The following is a 13,739-nucleotide window of genomic DNA, read 5'->3' on the forward strand; positions in this document are numbered from 1 at the left end:
CCATGATCCACTCGATGTCATTGATGTCGGGGCATCGGAGTGCCGGGGACACCCTGACGTCAATGACATCGTGTTGATCACACCCGGCGCACCGGGCGCATGGGGCGCAGCGGGCACATCGGCCGCACCGGCCGCAGCGGGCGCGGTCGGTGCCCGGATCAGGAGCGCGAAAGACGCCGCAGGAGGGAGTCGGCGCCGAGCGGGTAGGCGCCGTGCCGGCGTACGCCGTCGGCGACCTCCCGGTCCGAGGAGACCACCACCACCGGGCGCCCGGACGGCTCCGCGCGGACCAGGCGGCGGATCAGCTCGTCGGCGGTCTCCCCCTTCCGGGAGAAGAGCACCCGGACCCCGCGCGGGGCGGGTGGCAGGCCGTGCATCCGCTCGGCGCCGTCGAAGACCACCGTGACCTCGTCGCCGGTCTGCGCGGCGATCCCGCCCAGGCCGGTGATGAGCCGCTTGCGCTGCTGTTCGAGGGACATCTCGCCGAAGCCGCGCTTGGTGACGTTGTAGCCGTCGACCACCAGGTGCGCCCTCGGCAGCGCGAGCAGCTGGTCCAGCCGGGCCGGGTCGTCGGTGTCCCGGGCCCGGGCGGCCGTGCCGGCCGCCGTGGTCGCGGACTGGTCGGCGAAGGCGTCGGCGACGAAGTCGGCCGGCATCCTCTCCACCGGCTCCAGCGCCAGCTCACGGCGCAGCCCGACGGCGGCCTGCCCGATGGTCTCCAACAGCAGCCAGAGCCGCGCGTCGTCGACCGAGCGGGCCTCCTTGGCGCTGGCCCGTGCCACACCGGCCGCCGCCTCCGCCTCGGCGAGCCGGGCCCGCGCGCGGCGCAATTCGGCGTCGGCGTCCGCCGCCACCCGGGTGGCCCGGCCCCGCTCGGTGGCGAGCAGCTCGGTGGCCTTGCGCTCCCGGCCCTGCGTCTCCCGGAGGGTACGGGCGAGCTGGCGGTTCTCCTCGCGCAGTTGTCCCAGTTCCTCACGGACCCGGGCCACCTCGTCGCGGAGCTTCTCCGCCTCGACGCGGGCCACCGCCCGGTCGTGCTCGGCGCGGGTGGCGCGCTGCTCGGCCTCCCGGACCAGCTCGGCCACCACCGCGCTGTCCGCCTCGGCGCGGACCGCCGCACCGCTGGCCTCGATCAGCTCGCGCCAGCCGCGCGGGCGGGCCAGGTAGGCCAGGGCCGCGACCTCGACGGGATCCGCCGCGGCCGGCGCGGTGCCGTCGACCACCGCCGCCCCGAGGTCGCCGGCGTCGGCCAGCACCCGGGCGGTGATCCGCTGCCGGAACAGCGGGTCCCCGGTGAGCTGGGCGGCGATGGCCGGGGCGCCGAGGCGGGCCCGCCGGTTCGGGGCGAACTTCGCCACCCGGCGCAGCGGCACGGGCACCTCGTCGACGGGCAGGCCGGGCAGCACGGCGGCGGTGAGCGCGACGATCCGCTGGCGAACGGGCTCGGGCAGGACGGGCTCCGGCTCGGGAGCCGCCTCGGCCGGCTCCCCCGCGCCGCTCTCCGGTGCGTCCGCCGGATCGCCGTCGGTGCCGGCCCCCGCCCGGCCCGCCGGGTCGAGCTCGTCGGCGGCGCCCCCACCGCCCAGCGTGGCGGCGACCATGTCCTCCTGCGGGAGGTGGTCGTCGTACGGCTCGGTGAGGGGCATGTGGCAAGTCTCCCACCGCGACCGGGCCCACCGCCTGGTGAGTGAGCCGATCTCTCATCCTAGACCGGTGGTGACATCCGGGACCGGTGGGACGGGAGTGTCGGACCGGACCGCTAGCGTGCCGGCGATGGCACCACAGGAGTACGTCCAGGAGTCGCTGGCCGGTCTCGACCCGGCCGGGAGCGGGGTCGATCCGGCACTGCCGCTGTACGCGACGACGTTCGTGGTGGTCGACCTGGAGACCACCGGCGGCGCCCCGGACGGCGGCGGCATCACCGAGATCGGCGCGGTGAAGGTGCGCGGCGGCGAGGAGCTGGGCGTGCTCGCCACCCTGGTCAACCCGGGCGTGCCCATCCCGCCCTTCATCACCGTGCTCACCGGCATCACCCAGGCCATGCTGCTGCCCGCCCCGCCGATCGAGCAGGTGCTGCCGAGCTTCCTGGAGTTCGTCGCCGACGCGGTCCTGGTGGCCCACAACGCCCCCTACGACGTCGGTTTCCTCAAGGCGGCCTGCGCCAAGCACGGCTACCGCTGGCCCAACCCGCGCGTGCTGGACACCGCCGCGCTGGCCCGCCGGGTGCTGACCCGCGACGAGGTGCCGAATCGGAAGCTGGGCACCCTCGCGGCCTACTTCCGCACCGCGACCCAGCCGACCCACCGGGCCCTCGACGACGCCAAGGCCACCGTCGACGTGCTGCACGGCCTGATCGCCCGTCTCGGCGGCCACCGGGTGGACACCGTCGGCGAGGCCATCGAGTTCGCGAAGGCGGTCACGCCGACCCAGCGGCGCAAGCGGCACCTCGCCGAGGGGCTGCCGAAGGTGCCCGGGGTCTACATCTTCCGGGCCGCCGACGACCGCCCGCTCTACGTCGGCACCTCGGTCGACATCGCCACCCGGGTGCGCAGCTACTTCACGGCGGCGGAGAAGCGGGCCCGCATCTCGGAGATGCTGGCCGCCGCCGAGCGGGTGGAGGCGGTGGAGTGCGCCCACTCGCTGGAGGCGGAGGTCCGGGAGCTGCGGCTGATCGGCGCGCACGCCCCGCCGTACAACCGTCGGTCGAAGTTCCCCGAGCGGGTGGTCTGGCTGAAACTGACCGACGGGCCGTACCCCCGGCTGTCGGTGGTCCGCAACCTCTCCCCCGGCGACGACGCCTACCTGGGGCCGTTCACCTCCCGCCGGGGGGCGGAGCTGGCCGCCGCCGGCTTCCACGACGCGCTCGCGCTGCGGCAGTGCACCCACCGGCTGTCGTTGCGGACGAAGACGCCGGCCTGCGCGCTGGCCGAGCTGGGCCGCTGCCCGGCGCCCTGCGAGCACCGGATCACCCCGGAGGAGTACGACGCCCGCGCCGTCGCGCCGTTCCGCACCGCGACCGCCGACGACCCGCAGGTGGTGGTCGACGCCCTGCTGGCCCGCATCGAGGTGCTCTCCCGGGGCCAGCGCTACGAGGAGGCCGCCGTGGTGCGGTCCCGGCTCGCGGCGGTGCTGCGCGCGGCGGTACGCATGCAGCGGCTCGCCGCGCTGACCGGGATCGCCGAGCTGGCCGCCGCCCGCCCGGCCGCCCGGGGCGGCTGGGAGCTGGCGCTGGTCCGGCACGGTCGGCTGGCCGGGGCGGGGGTGTCCCCGCCGGGTGTCCACCCACGACCCACGATCGCCGCGATCCGGGCCACCGCGGAGACGGTCCTGCCGGGCCACGGCCCGGTGCCCCGCGCCTCGGCCGAGGAGACCGAACGCATCCTGTCCTGGTTGGAGCGACCGGAGACCCGCCTGGTGGAGATCTCGTCCGGCTGGGCGTCCCCGGTGGCCGGTGCGGGCCGCTTCCGGGACCTGCTGAGCAAGGCGGAGTCAGCGACGGGTCGCCAACTCTCGACCGAAAGCTCATGACCAAGTGACCGATCGGACTACGTCGACTCGCTTAGGCTGTTAGAGAAGTGCAGTCCTGCCCGTTTCGTGGGCCTGCTCCCGGTTGCCGGCTTCCGGCGGCCGTGGAGCCGGGGTGAGGAGGTGTCCCACGTGGACGTCGACGCCGGACACGGCGCCGCCCTGGGGGGCGCCCTTCCGACCCGGCCGGGCGAGCTGCCCCTGACACGTCGACTGCGGTCGCTGCTCACCTGGCCGACCGCCGAGAGCGAGCCGGTCGCCCACCTCGTCCGCGCCCACCGCGCGATCCACTCCGGCACCGATCCGGCGGTGCTGCGCCGGGCGTACACGATCGCGGAGAACATGCACCGGGGGCAGTTCCGCAAGAGCGGCGAGCCCTACATCACGCACCCGCTGGCGGTCGCGCAGATCTGCGCCGACCTGGGCATGGACACGACCACCCTGGTCGCGGCGCTGCTGCACGACACCGTGGAGGACACCCGCTACACGCTCCAGGCCCTCGCGGAGGACTTCGGTCCGGAGGTGGCCCACCTCGTCGACGGGGTGACCAAGTTCGACAAGGCGTTCTACGGCAAGGCCGCCGAGGCCGAGACGATCCGAAAGATGATCATCGCCGCCGGCAAGGACGTCCGGGTGCTGATCATCAAGCTGGCCGACCGCCTCCACAACATGCGCACCCTCGGCGTCCGGTCCGCCGCGTCCCGGGAACGCATCGCCCGCAAGACGCAGGAGGTGCTGGTCCCGCTCTGCGACCGGCTCGGCATCCAGACCCTCAAGCGCGAGTTGGACGACGTGGTGCTGCTGCACCTGGAGCCGGACGAGCACGCACGGATCGCCCGGCACGTGCACGACCGGCCGGGCTGGGACGCGTACCTCGACGCGGTGGTCGGCCGGGCCAAGACCGCGCTGCGGCGCAGCCGGGTCGACGCGGAGGTCACCCCCCGGCCCCGCCACCTGTACTCGATCTGGAAGGACACCGTGGCCGGCGGGCACGCCAGTCCGTTCGACCTGCCCCGCATCGCGGTGGTGGTGGACGGCCCGCCCACCGACTGCTACGCCGCCCTGGGCGCCATCCACGGGACCTGGCGACCGGTCCCCGGCCGTTTCAAGGACTTCATCGCCTCCCCGAAGAACAACCTCTACCGGTCCCTGCACACCAGCGTGCTCGGCCCCGACGACCGCACGGTCGAGGTGCTGATCCGCACCGAGGAGATGCACCGCTGGGCCGAGTACGGCATCGCCGCCGACTTCCGCTTCCCGCGCGCCGGCGGCAGTGCCAGCGCCCGCGCCGAGCAGCTCGACTGGCTGCGCCGGGTGCTCGACTGGGAGCAGGACGCCGCCGACCCGGCCCAGTTCCTCGAATCGCTGCGCTGCGACCTGGCCGAGACGCAGATCCAGGTCTTCGCCGACGGCCGACAGGTGGTGCTGCCGGAGGGCGCGACTCCGGTCGACCTCGCGTACGAGTTGGGCACCGAGCGCGGCGACCACTGCCTGGCGGCCCGGATCAACGGCCGGCTCGCCCCGCTCTCCTCCGAGCTGGACGAGGGTGACGTGGTGGAGATCTTCACCGAGACCGACGCCGCCAACGGGTTCGAGGCCGACGCCGCCCCGCGCGGGCCCCGCCGGGAGTGGTTGGGCTTCGTGAAGTCACCGCAGGCGCAGATGCAGATCAACCGCTGGTTCTCCGACCACACCGAGCCGGGCATCTCGATCACCGACAAGGTCCGCCTCGGGCGGGCCACCATCGGGCTGGCGCTGCGCACGCACAACCGGGGGCTCGCCAGCGACCTGCCCCTGCTGCGGCTCTCCGAGGAGCTGGGCTACCCCGACCTGGAGACGATGCTGGTGGCGGTCTTCGACCGGGTGATCGAGCCGGACGCGGTGGTCCGGCAGCTCATCGACCTGGTCGACCACCGGCAGTGACTCCTGCCGGTTGAGAGTTCCTCGCGGCCACTAGCCTGGACCCATGATCCCCCGCTCCCGCCTCACCGGCCGCGCCGTCGCGTACCAGGTCTTCTATCGGCTGCCGCTGCCGGTGCGGCGCCGGCTGGTCCGGCTCGCCGTGCCCAAGTACATCGTCGGCGCGGTCACCCTGGTCCGGGACGCCGAGGCCGAGGGGGCGGGCCGCCTGCTGCTGCTGCGGCAGCCGCCCGGCAAGGGCTGGTCGCTGCCCGCCGGCCTGTTGCAGAAGCGGGAGGCTCCGATCGTGGGGGCGGCCCGTGAGCTGTACGAGGAGTCCGGCGTCCGGCTCTCGCCGCGCGAGCTGCGCCCGGCGGTGCCCAACGCGATCGTGCACGACAAGGGCTGGGTGGACGTGGTGTTCACGGCCGAGGTGCCGGCGTCGACCACGACCCTGAAGGTGGACGGCGCCGAAGTGTTCGAGGCTGCCTGGCACCCGCTGGACGACCTGCCGACCTTGACCTGGCCGACGGCGCGCCTGCTGGCCTACTACGACATGGGACCACTGGCCGGGCAGTTCCCGCGACCGGTCCCCGACGACCGGCCGTGACCGGCGGCGAGGCCCCGCGACCGGCCGGCGTCGAGGTCTGCGCGGTGGTGCTCGCGGCCGGTGAGGGCACCCGGCTGCGACCGCTGACCGAGCGGGTACCCAAGGCACTCTGCCCGGTGGGGAACGTGCCACTGCTCGACCGGGCGCTCGCCCGACTCGCCGGGCTGGGGCTGACCGGCCCGGAGCGGGTCGCGGTGAACGCCAGCTACCTGGCCGACCAGGTGGTACGCCACGTCGGCGAGCGGGCGCACCGCTCGGTGGAGCCGGACGGCCCGCTGGGGACCGCCGGTGGTGTGGCGAAGCTGCGGGACTGGATCGGCGGGCGGGGCGTGCTGGTCGGCAACGCCGACGCGTACCTGGCCGACGAGGCGGCGCCGCCGGGCCCGGACATCGCCGCGCTGCTGCGCGACTGGGACGGCGAGACCGTACGCCTGCTCGGCCAGCCCGCCGCGGATCCGGCGGCTCCGGGCACCTTCGACGGGCACGTGTTCACCGGCTTCTCGCTGCTGCCCTGGCGGCTCGTGCGGGACCTGCCGGTGGAGTTCGGTGACCTGGTGCGGGCCGTCTGGCGGCCGGCCGAGGCGGCCGGGGCGCTGACCGTGGTGCCGTACCCGGGGACCTTCCTGGACACCGGCACGCCCGGCGACTACCTGGCCGCCAACCGGCACGCCGCTTCCGGCGGGAACCTGGTCGACCCGAACGCCACCGTGACCGGTCGGTGCCGGGAGTCGGTCGTCGGCGCCGGGGCGGTCGTGCACGGCGACCTCACCCGCGCGGTGGTCTGGCCGGGAGCGGTCGTGCATCCCGGCGAGCACCTGTGCGACGCGGTCCGCGCCGGCGGGGACCTGACGGTGGCCGCCACTCCCCCGATCACCGGGCCGGCGAGCCTCTAGCATGGGCGACGACGCCGACGAACGGAGAACTGTCCCGTGATCACCGCGATCGTCCTGATCGACTGCGCCACCGACTCGATCCCCGAGGTGGCCGAGAACCTGGCCAACCTGCCCGGCGTCAGCGAGGTCTACTCGGTGGCCGGCCACGTCGACCTGATCGCCATGGTGCGGGTGCGGGAGTTCGACCAGATCGCGCAGGTCATCGCCGGCAGCATCTCCAAGGTTCCCGGCGTGCTCAACACCGAGTCGCACATCGCCTTCCGCGCGTACTCCCAGCACGACCTGGAGGAGGCCTTCGCGATCGGTCTCGCGAACGCCGACTGACCGCGGACGCCCGGGATCCACCCCCGACCCGCGCCGGACACGCGGCGGCCGGCCCACCCGAGGGTGGACCGGCCGTCGGTGACGGACGTCAGCTTCCGGTCGGAGCCGGCGTCTCGGTGCCCGGAGCCGGTGGCGTGGTGCCACCCGGAGCCGGCGTGCCGGTGGTGCCGCCCGGAGCCGGAGCCGGAGCGGTCCCGCCCGGGCTCGGCGTGCCGGTGGTCTGCGGAACCGGGATGCCCAGTTGCTGGGCCAGTTCCACCAGCGCGTCGTAGTGCGCCTGCAGGGTCGGTAGCGCGGTCTGCGCCAGCTGGACCACCGACTGCTCGGAGCCCTGCGAGATCTCCGTTTGCGTGGCCTGGATGGACTGGACGTGGCCGTTCAGCTCGCTGGTCACCCAGAGCCGGTCGAACTCCTGGCCGCTGACGTTGTTCAGCTGGTCCAGAACGCGCTGCTGGTCCTCGGTGGGCTCGTCCGGCAGCTCGACGTCGAGCTGGTCGGCCAACTCCTGGACCGACTGGTCCAGCTGCGTGTGGTCGGTCTTGAACCGCTCACCCAGGTCCTTCACCCCCTGGCTCTGACCCTTCTGCTGGGCCAGGTCACCGGCGGTGATCTCGAACAGGTTCACCTGGTGGATCGCCTGCAGATACTGGGTGTCCTGCTGTGACGGCTGCGCCACGGCCTGCGCGGCCGCGGCGGGTGCGATACCTACCAGCACCAGTGCGGCCAGCAGGCCCAGACGTTTGATTCCCAACATGCTTCCCCCCCTTGAGACGTTGGACCGCACGGATACCCGGCTGACCGGCGTTATTCCTGGATCCACCCGTCCCTGGCCGTCGCACCACCCGCGCCCGCCGTCCTCGCCGCCCTCCCGGGACCCACCGCGCCCGCGATCTTGCACTTTCGGACGCCTTTAGGTCAGCTACGCCCTTTTTGCACCCACACGATCTGCATGATCGCGGTCGGGAAACAGGCGTGGCGCCCGCCGGATCGTTCCGGCGGGCGCCACGGTGTGTCGCGAGGGTCAGCGGCGGGGTTCGCCGCTGGTGATCTCCTCCCGCTCCGGTCGGGGCTCGACCGGCGGGTGGCCCGGCGAGACCGGCGCCTCGACCGGCTTCTCGATCGGGTAGAAGAAGCCCCGGATGGCCGGGCCGAGGGCACCGAGCCGGTTCATCTTCTTCGGCACGACCCAGCCGACGTACTCCAGGGAACCGTGACCGTCGGCGTGCCCGTTCGACGCGCTGAGCGGCTGGTGCACCTCGACGAACCGACCGTCCGGCAGCCGCCGGATGATGCCGGTCTCGACGCCGTGGGCGAGCACCTCCCGGTCGTGCTGCTGGAGACCCAGGCAGATCCGGTAGGTGAGGTAGTAGGCGAGCGGCGGGATCACCAGCAGACCGATCCGGCCGGCCCAGGTCATCGCGTTCAGGCTGATCTGGAACTTGTCCGCGATCACGTCGTTCGCACCGGAGAGCGTCAGCACCACGAAGAAGGAGACCGCCATGGCGCCGACCGCCGTACGGGCCGGGACGTCGCGGGGCCGCTGGAGCAGGTTGTGGCTCTTGCGGTCCTTCAGGTGCCGCGCCTCCAGGAACGGGTACAGCGTCGACAGACCCACCAGGATGCCTGGCAGGACGACCGTCGGCCAGAACAGCGGCGGGATCACGTACCCGTCACCGATCGGGATGTTGATCTCCCATGCCGGCATCAGGCGGGTCGAGCCGTCGAGGAACATGACGTACCAGTCGGGCTGGCTGGCGGCCGAGACCACCCACGCCTCGTACGGACCGAACAGCCAGATCGGGTTGATCTGGAACAGACCACCCATCAGGGCGACGACGCCGAAGACGACCATGAAGAAGCCGCCCTGCTTCAGCGCGTACCGCGGGAACATCCGCTCGCCGACCACGTTGCCGTTGGTCCGGCCGGGGCCGGGCCACTGGGTGTGCTTCTGCTTGAAGACCAGACCCAGGTGGACGCTGATCAGCGCGAGCAGCAGACCCGGGATGAGCAGCACGTGGGCGATGAAGAACCGGCTGATGATGATCGTGCCGGGGAACTCCCCGCCGAAGATCGACGAGGTGAGCCAGGAGCCGACCACCGGGATGGAGAGCATGATCGCCGAGGCGATCCGGAGGCCGGTGCCGGAGAGGCCGTCGTCCGGCAGCGAGTAGCCGGTGAAGCCGGCGAGGAAGCCGACCCAGAACAGCAGCGAGCCGATGATCCAGTTCGTCTCACGCGGCTTGCGGAACGCGCCGGTGAAGAAGACCCGCATCATGTGCACGACGATCGAGGCCATGAACAGCAGCGCCGACCAGTGGTGCATCTGCCGCATGATCAGACCACCCCGGACGTCGAACGACAGGTCCAGGCTGGAGGCGTACGCGGCCGACATCGGCGTGCCCCGCAGCGGGGCGTAGCTGCCGTTGTAGACGACCTCGGTCATCGCCGGCTCGTAGAAGAAGGTCAGGAAGACACCGGTCAGCAGCAGGATCACGAACGAGAAGAGCGCGATCTCGCCGAGCAGGAACGACCAGTGGTCGGGGAAGACCTTGTTCAGCAGGCGCCGCAGCGGGGTCGCCACCTGGAAGCGGTCGTCCACTCCCCGCGCGGCGTTGCCCGGCACGGCCGCCATGTCAATCTTTCGCCGCTTCACGGCCGCTCCCAGAAGTCGGGCCCGACGGTCTCGGTGTAGTCGGACTTCGCCACGAAGTAGCCCTCGGCGTCGACCTCGATCGGCAGCTGGGGCAGCCGCCGGCTGGCCGGGCCGAAGATCGGCTTCGCGTTGTCGGTGATGAGGAACTGCGACTGGTGGCACGGGCAGAGCAGACGGTTGGTCTGCTGCTCGTACAGGCTCGCCGGGCAGCCGGCGTGCGTGCAGATCTTCGAGTAGGCGGCGTAGTTGCCCCACATGTAGTCGCCGTGGCCGATCTTCTCGTTGGCCCGGCGTGCCTCCACGGCGTCCGAGTCACGGAGGTGGATCAGCAGGGTCGGCGAGTCGGCGTGCTGGTTGCTGATGCCGTGCTCGATGCCCGGGAACACGGTGATCTGACCGCCGGTGCTCACGTCGGCCGGGCGGACCGGACGACCGTCCTCGCGGACCAGCCGGATCTTCCCGCCGCCGTCCGCCGGGGCGAACCCGGTGGTGAACATCTGGTTGTTCTTGTGCGGCTGCGAGATCAGGCCACCGACCAGCGGGGCCGCGGCCACCGCGCCGACCGGCGCCAGACCGGCCAGCAGCGAGATGCCGAGCAGCGGCCGGCGCTTCACGCCCAGCTCGTCGGCCATGTAGAGCATGGTCTGACCGGTGATGATCCGGTCGTCCTCGCTCACCGCGCCCTCGTGCCGGTCCTGGATCGACACCTCCTTGGGCAGCAGCTTCTTGCCCCAGGTCAGGATGCCGAAGCCGACGGCCAGCAGGGAGATGCCCATGGTCACACCGAGCAGCGGCGTGTACCACTTGTCGCCGCCGCGGCCCGGGGCGTACTCCCACGGCCACCAGATGTAGATGGCCAGGAAGGCGGTCGCCGCCAGGCCGGTGAGGAGGAAGAACAGCGCGACCGTACGGGTCAGCCGGCGCTCGGCCTTGCTGCCCGGCACGACCTGCGGCTCGTAGTGGACGATCTCGATGTCGTCCCGGCGCGCGCCCTCCTGGACGATGTCGAACCGGCTCAGCCGGGCGTCGCGCACGTCGAGCGGTTCCCGGGCCTGCTGGCCCTGGTGCTCGGTGTGGGTGGTCATGCCGTCACCTCGCTACGGACGGTGTCGAGACGCGACACCAGAGCAATCGTACTCACGTTCTGGCGGGTCACGACTTGCCCGCGATCCACAGGCTGGCGAAGACCAGCGCCACGATGCCGACCAGGAAGATCGCCAGGCCCTCGGTGGAGGGGCCGTAGCGGCCGAGGTTGAAGCCACCCGGGTCCTGGTCGTGCTTCAGGGTCTCCTGGATGTAGGCGATGATGTCCGCCTTCTGCTCCGGCGTGATCTGGTTGTCGCCGAAGACCGGCATGTTCTGCGGGCCGCTCAGCATGGCCGCGTAGATCTGCCGGTCGGTGGCCGGCCGCAGGCTCGGCGCGTACTTGCCCGAGGAGAGGGCACCGCCGCCGCCGCCGAACGCGTGGCACTGGGAGCAGTTGATGCGGAACAGCTCGCCACCGGCGGCGATGTTCCCGTCGTCGTGCAGGTTGTCACCCTCGGGCACGATCGGCCCGCCGCCCAGCTCCTGGATGTACTGCCCGAGCTGGCGGACCTCCTCGTCGGTGAAGAGCTCCGGCTTGCGCTGCGCCTGGGCCTCCTGACGGGCCATCGGCATGCGGCCCGTACCGACCTGGAACTCCACCGAGGCCGCGCCGACGCCGATCAGGCTCGGCCCGCGACCCTCGACACCCTGCGCGTTGCGACCGTGACAGGTCACACAGCTCACGTCGAACAGCGCCTTGCCCTCGGCGGCGGCGCCGGTCAGCGGCGGATTGTCCTGCGCCTGCACGCCCGGGGCGAAGACGGTGTAGGCGCCGCCGGCCAGCATCAGCGCGGCGAACAGGCGGACCGCGGCGCCCAGCCGGCGGCGGCCCCTGCTGCGCGCGGCGGGCCGCTCGCGCAGCCGCGCGAGCAGACCGCGTCGGCGGTCGTTGTCAGAAGTCATGACCTGTGTCCTTAACCGGTTGGACCTTGTCTCAGGGGACGGAGCAGCGGCGCGGTTCGTGACGCGCCAAGATCACTGAAGCCAGTAGATCATGGCGTAGAGCCCGATCCACACGACGTCGACGAAGTGCCAGTAGTACGAGACGACGATCGCGGAGGTGGCCTGCGCCGGCGTGAACCGGCCCATGGTGGTGCGGATCATGAAGATGACGAAGGCGATCAGACCGCCGGTCACGTGCAGACCGTGGAAGCCGGTGGTCAGGTAGAACATCGACCCGTAACCGTCTTCGTTGATCTTGATGCCCTCGTGCACCAGCTGGACGTACTCGTTGATCTGCCCGAGCACGAAGATCAGGCCCATCACGAAGGTGATCGTGAACCAGCGCCGCAGCGCGTGCACGTCACCCTTCTCGGCGGCGAACACGCCGAGCTGGCACGTCACCGAGGAGAGCACCAGGATCACCGTGAACGTCGTCGCGTACGGGATGTTCAGGTGCACGGTGTGCTCCGCCCACTGCTCCGGTGCCGCTGCGCGGATGGAGAAGTACATGGCGAACAGCGCCGCGAAGAACATGAGTTCGCTGGAGAGCCACACGATCGTCCCGACGCTGACCATGTTGGGGCGGGTCAGGGAGTGGATCCGGCTCTTGTCAATGGCTGGGGCCGCAGTCACGCGGTCATTATTGCCCCTGACCGGGGCCGCCGATCAGCGGGGGGCCAAACCCGTGGCGTCCGCGGCCCGACCGGCCAGGTCCGGTTCGCCTGGCCTAGTCTGAAAAGCGTGCTGCACGTCGATCCGATCCCCGCCGCCACCTCGGCCGCCGCGCCGGTGGCAGCCGCGGCGACCCCGCCGCCGTTCACCGTCACCTCGGTGTTCACCGAGACGCGGCTGGACAGCTGGCTCGCCGTCGGGCTGGTGCTCGCCGCCGGAATCTACCTCTACGGGGTGCACCGGCTGCGGATGCGCGGTGACCGCTGGCCGGTCGCCCGTACCGTCTTCTTCATCGGCCCCGGCCTGGGCGGCATCGCGGCGGTCACGGTCAGCGGCCTGCACGCGTACGACACCGCTCTGCTGTCGGTGCACATGGTGCAGCACATGGTGCTGTCGATGATCTCGCCGATCTTCCTGGCGCTGGGCGCGCCGATGACGCTGGCGCTGCGCACCCTGCCGTCCCGGCCCCGCAAGCGGCTGCTGGCGATCGTGCACAGCCGGATCGCCCGGGTCTACACCTTCCCCCTCGTCGCGTTCACGATCTTCGTGGTGAACCCGTTCGCGCTGTACTTCACCGACCTCTACCGCTACACCCTCGAACACGCCTGGGCCCACGAGCTGGTGCACGCGCACTTCATCCTGACCGGCTGCGTGTTCTTCTGGCCACTGCTCGGCCTCGACCCGCTGCCCGGCCGCTGGCCGTACCCGGGCCGGGCCCTGCTGATGCTCCTGTCGGTGCCGTTCCACACCGTGCTCGGGCTCACCATCATGCAGAGCACCACGCTCTTCGGCGGCGACTGGTACCCGTCGCTGGGCCTGACCTGGGCCGACCCCTGGGAGGACCAGGTGGTCGCGGGCGGCATCCTGTGGGCCGGCGGCGAGGTCGTCAGCGTCACCATGCTGGCCGTGCTGGTCGTGCAGTGGATGCGCCAGGCCGAGCGCGAGGCCCGCCGGATCGACCGCGACCTCGACCGCCAGGAGGCCCGCCAGCGGGCCGCGGAGACCGCCGCCTGAGCTGCGCGGACGGTACGCCCCGGGGACCGAGCCGGGCGGGACGTCGGCAACGTCACACCGACCGGTACGATCAGCGGGCAGCTACGAGGTGGGAGCCAGTTCAGTCATGAGCGAGCGCAGC

Annotated in this window: 12 protein-coding genes; 6 read left to right on the forward strand and 6 right to left on the reverse strand. The window is 71.9% G+C overall.

The annotated features are described in order from the left end of the window. Nucleotides 1–158: 158 nt before the first annotated feature. Nucleotides 159–1,646: an NYN domain-containing protein gene (locus tag ACTMSW_RS05315; protein ID WP_441179295.1), complete on the reverse strand. Its 1,488-nt coding sequence runs from the start codon at nucleotides 1,644–1,646 to the stop codon at nucleotides 159–161. 127 nt (nucleotides 1,647–1,773) lie between these two features. Here ACTMSW_RS05315 and ACTMSW_RS05320 point away from each other — a divergent pair, with 127 nt between their 5' ends. The 5 genes from ACTMSW_RS05320 to ACTMSW_RS05340 all read left to right on the forward strand — a co-directional run bounded on the left by ACTMSW_RS05320 (nucleotide 1,774) and on the right by ACTMSW_RS05340 (nucleotide 7,251). Continuing rightward, the gene (locus ACTMSW_RS05320; protein ID WP_441179296.1) at nucleotides 1,774–3,528 is read left to right on the forward strand and encodes a DEDD exonuclease domain-containing protein; all 1,755 of its coding nucleotides are present in this window, start codon (nucleotides 1,774–1,776) and stop codon (nucleotides 3,526–3,528) included. 129 nt (nucleotides 3,529–3,657) lie between these two features. Then, complete coding sequence (locus ACTMSW_RS05325; RefSeq protein WP_441179672.1) at nucleotides 3,658–5,448, forward strand: RelA/SpoT family protein; 1,791 nt, start codon at nucleotides 3,658–3,660, stop codon at nucleotides 5,446–5,448. Nucleotides 5,449–5,491: 43 nt separating this feature from the next. Next, the gene (locus ACTMSW_RS05330; RefSeq protein WP_441179297.1) at nucleotides 5,492–6,034 is read left to right on the forward strand and encodes an NUDIX hydrolase; all 543 of its coding nucleotides are present in this window, start codon (nucleotides 5,492–5,494) and stop codon (nucleotides 6,032–6,034) included. Next, entirely contained in the window at nucleotides 6,031–6,927 is an 897-nt protein-coding gene (locus ACTMSW_RS05335) for a nucleotidyltransferase family protein (RefSeq protein ID WP_441179298.1), read from the forward strand. Before ACTMSW_RS05330 ends, ACTMSW_RS05335 begins: the two co-directional genes overlap by 4 nt. 36 nt (nucleotides 6,928–6,963) lie before the next feature. After that, on the forward strand, nucleotides 6,964–7,251 hold the full coding sequence (locus tag ACTMSW_RS05340) for an Lrp/AsnC family transcriptional regulator (protein WP_350923225.1): 288 nt from the start codon (nucleotides 6,964–6,966) through the stop codon (nucleotides 7,249–7,251). Nucleotides 7,252–7,339: 88 nt separating this feature from the next. Here ACTMSW_RS05340 and ACTMSW_RS05345 read toward each other — a convergent pair whose 3' ends face one another. The 5 genes from ACTMSW_RS05345 to ctaE all read right to left on the reverse strand — a co-directional run bounded on the left by ACTMSW_RS05345 (nucleotide 7,340) and on the right by ctaE (nucleotide 12,565). Continuing rightward, nucleotides 7,340–8,005: a DUF4142 domain-containing protein gene (locus ACTMSW_RS05345; protein ID WP_441179299.1), complete on the reverse strand. Its 666-nt coding sequence runs from the start codon at nucleotides 8,003–8,005 to the stop codon at nucleotides 7,340–7,342. A gap of 267 nt (nucleotides 8,006–8,272) precedes the next feature. Then, complete coding sequence (gene qcrB, locus ACTMSW_RS05350) at nucleotides 8,273–9,904, reverse strand: cytochrome bc1 complex cytochrome b subunit (RefSeq protein ID WP_441179300.1); 1,632 nt, start codon at nucleotides 9,902–9,904, stop codon at nucleotides 8,273–8,275. Continuing rightward, nucleotides 9,901–10,989: a cytochrome bc1 complex Rieske iron-sulfur subunit gene (qcrA, locus tag ACTMSW_RS05355; protein WP_441179301.1), complete on the reverse strand. Its 1,089-nt coding sequence runs from the start codon at nucleotides 10,987–10,989 to the stop codon at nucleotides 9,901–9,903. The genes qcrB and qcrA overlap by 4 nt, the downstream gene beginning before the upstream one ends. Before the next feature lie 67 nt (nucleotides 10,990–11,056). Continuing rightward, nucleotides 11,057–11,893: a cytochrome bc1 complex diheme cytochrome c subunit gene (qcrC, locus tag ACTMSW_RS05360; protein ID WP_441179302.1), complete on the reverse strand. Its 837-nt coding sequence runs from the start codon at nucleotides 11,891–11,893 to the stop codon at nucleotides 11,057–11,059. A 72-nt stretch (nucleotides 11,894–11,965) separates the two neighbouring features. After that, a complete protein-coding gene (gene ctaE, locus ACTMSW_RS05365) occupies nucleotides 11,966–12,565 on the reverse strand; it encodes an aa3-type cytochrome oxidase subunit III (RefSeq protein ID WP_441179303.1) in 600 nt (199 codons plus the stop codon). Nucleotides 12,566–12,673: 108 nt separating this feature from the next. Here ctaE and ACTMSW_RS05370 point away from each other — a divergent pair, with 108 nt between their 5' ends. After that, the gene (locus tag ACTMSW_RS05370; protein WP_441179304.1) at nucleotides 12,674–13,618 is read left to right on the forward strand and encodes a cytochrome c oxidase assembly protein; all 945 of its coding nucleotides are present in this window, start codon (nucleotides 12,674–12,676) and stop codon (nucleotides 13,616–13,618) included. The last annotated feature ends 121 nt before the right edge of the window (nucleotides 13,619–13,739 follow it).

The sequence above is a fragment of the Micromonospora sp. BQ11 genome, from assembly GCF_052068135.1.
In the GTDB taxonomy this organism is placed as follows: Bacteria; Actinomycetota; Actinomycetes; order Mycobacteriales; family Micromonosporaceae; genus Micromonospora.

What these genes read in the sequence shown, in the direction of transcription:
- ACTMSW_RS05315 (WP_441179295.1), bottom strand. Translation starts at nt 1,646, where the DNA reads ATGCCCCTCACCGAGCCGTACGACGACCACCTCCCGCAGGAGGACATG.
- ACTMSW_RS05320 (WP_441179296.1), top strand. Translation starts at nt 1,774, where the DNA reads ATGGCACCACAGGAGTACGTCCAGGAGTCGCTGGCCGGTCTCGACCCG.
- ACTMSW_RS05330 (WP_441179297.1), top strand. Translation starts at nt 5,492, where the DNA reads ATGATCCCCCGCTCCCGCCTCACCGGCCGCGCCGTCGCGTACCAGGTC.
- ACTMSW_RS05345 (WP_441179299.1), bottom strand. Translation starts at nt 8,005, where the DNA reads ATGTTGGGAATCAAACGTCTGGGCCTGCTGGCCGCACTGGTGCTGGTA.
- qcrA (WP_441179301.1), bottom strand. Translation starts at nt 10,989, where the DNA reads ATGACCACCCACACCGAGCACCAGGGCCAGCAGGCCCGGGAACCGCTC.
- qcrC (WP_441179302.1), bottom strand. Translation starts at nt 11,893, where the DNA reads ATGACTTCTGACAACGACCGCCGACGCGGTCTGCTCGCGCGGCTGCGC.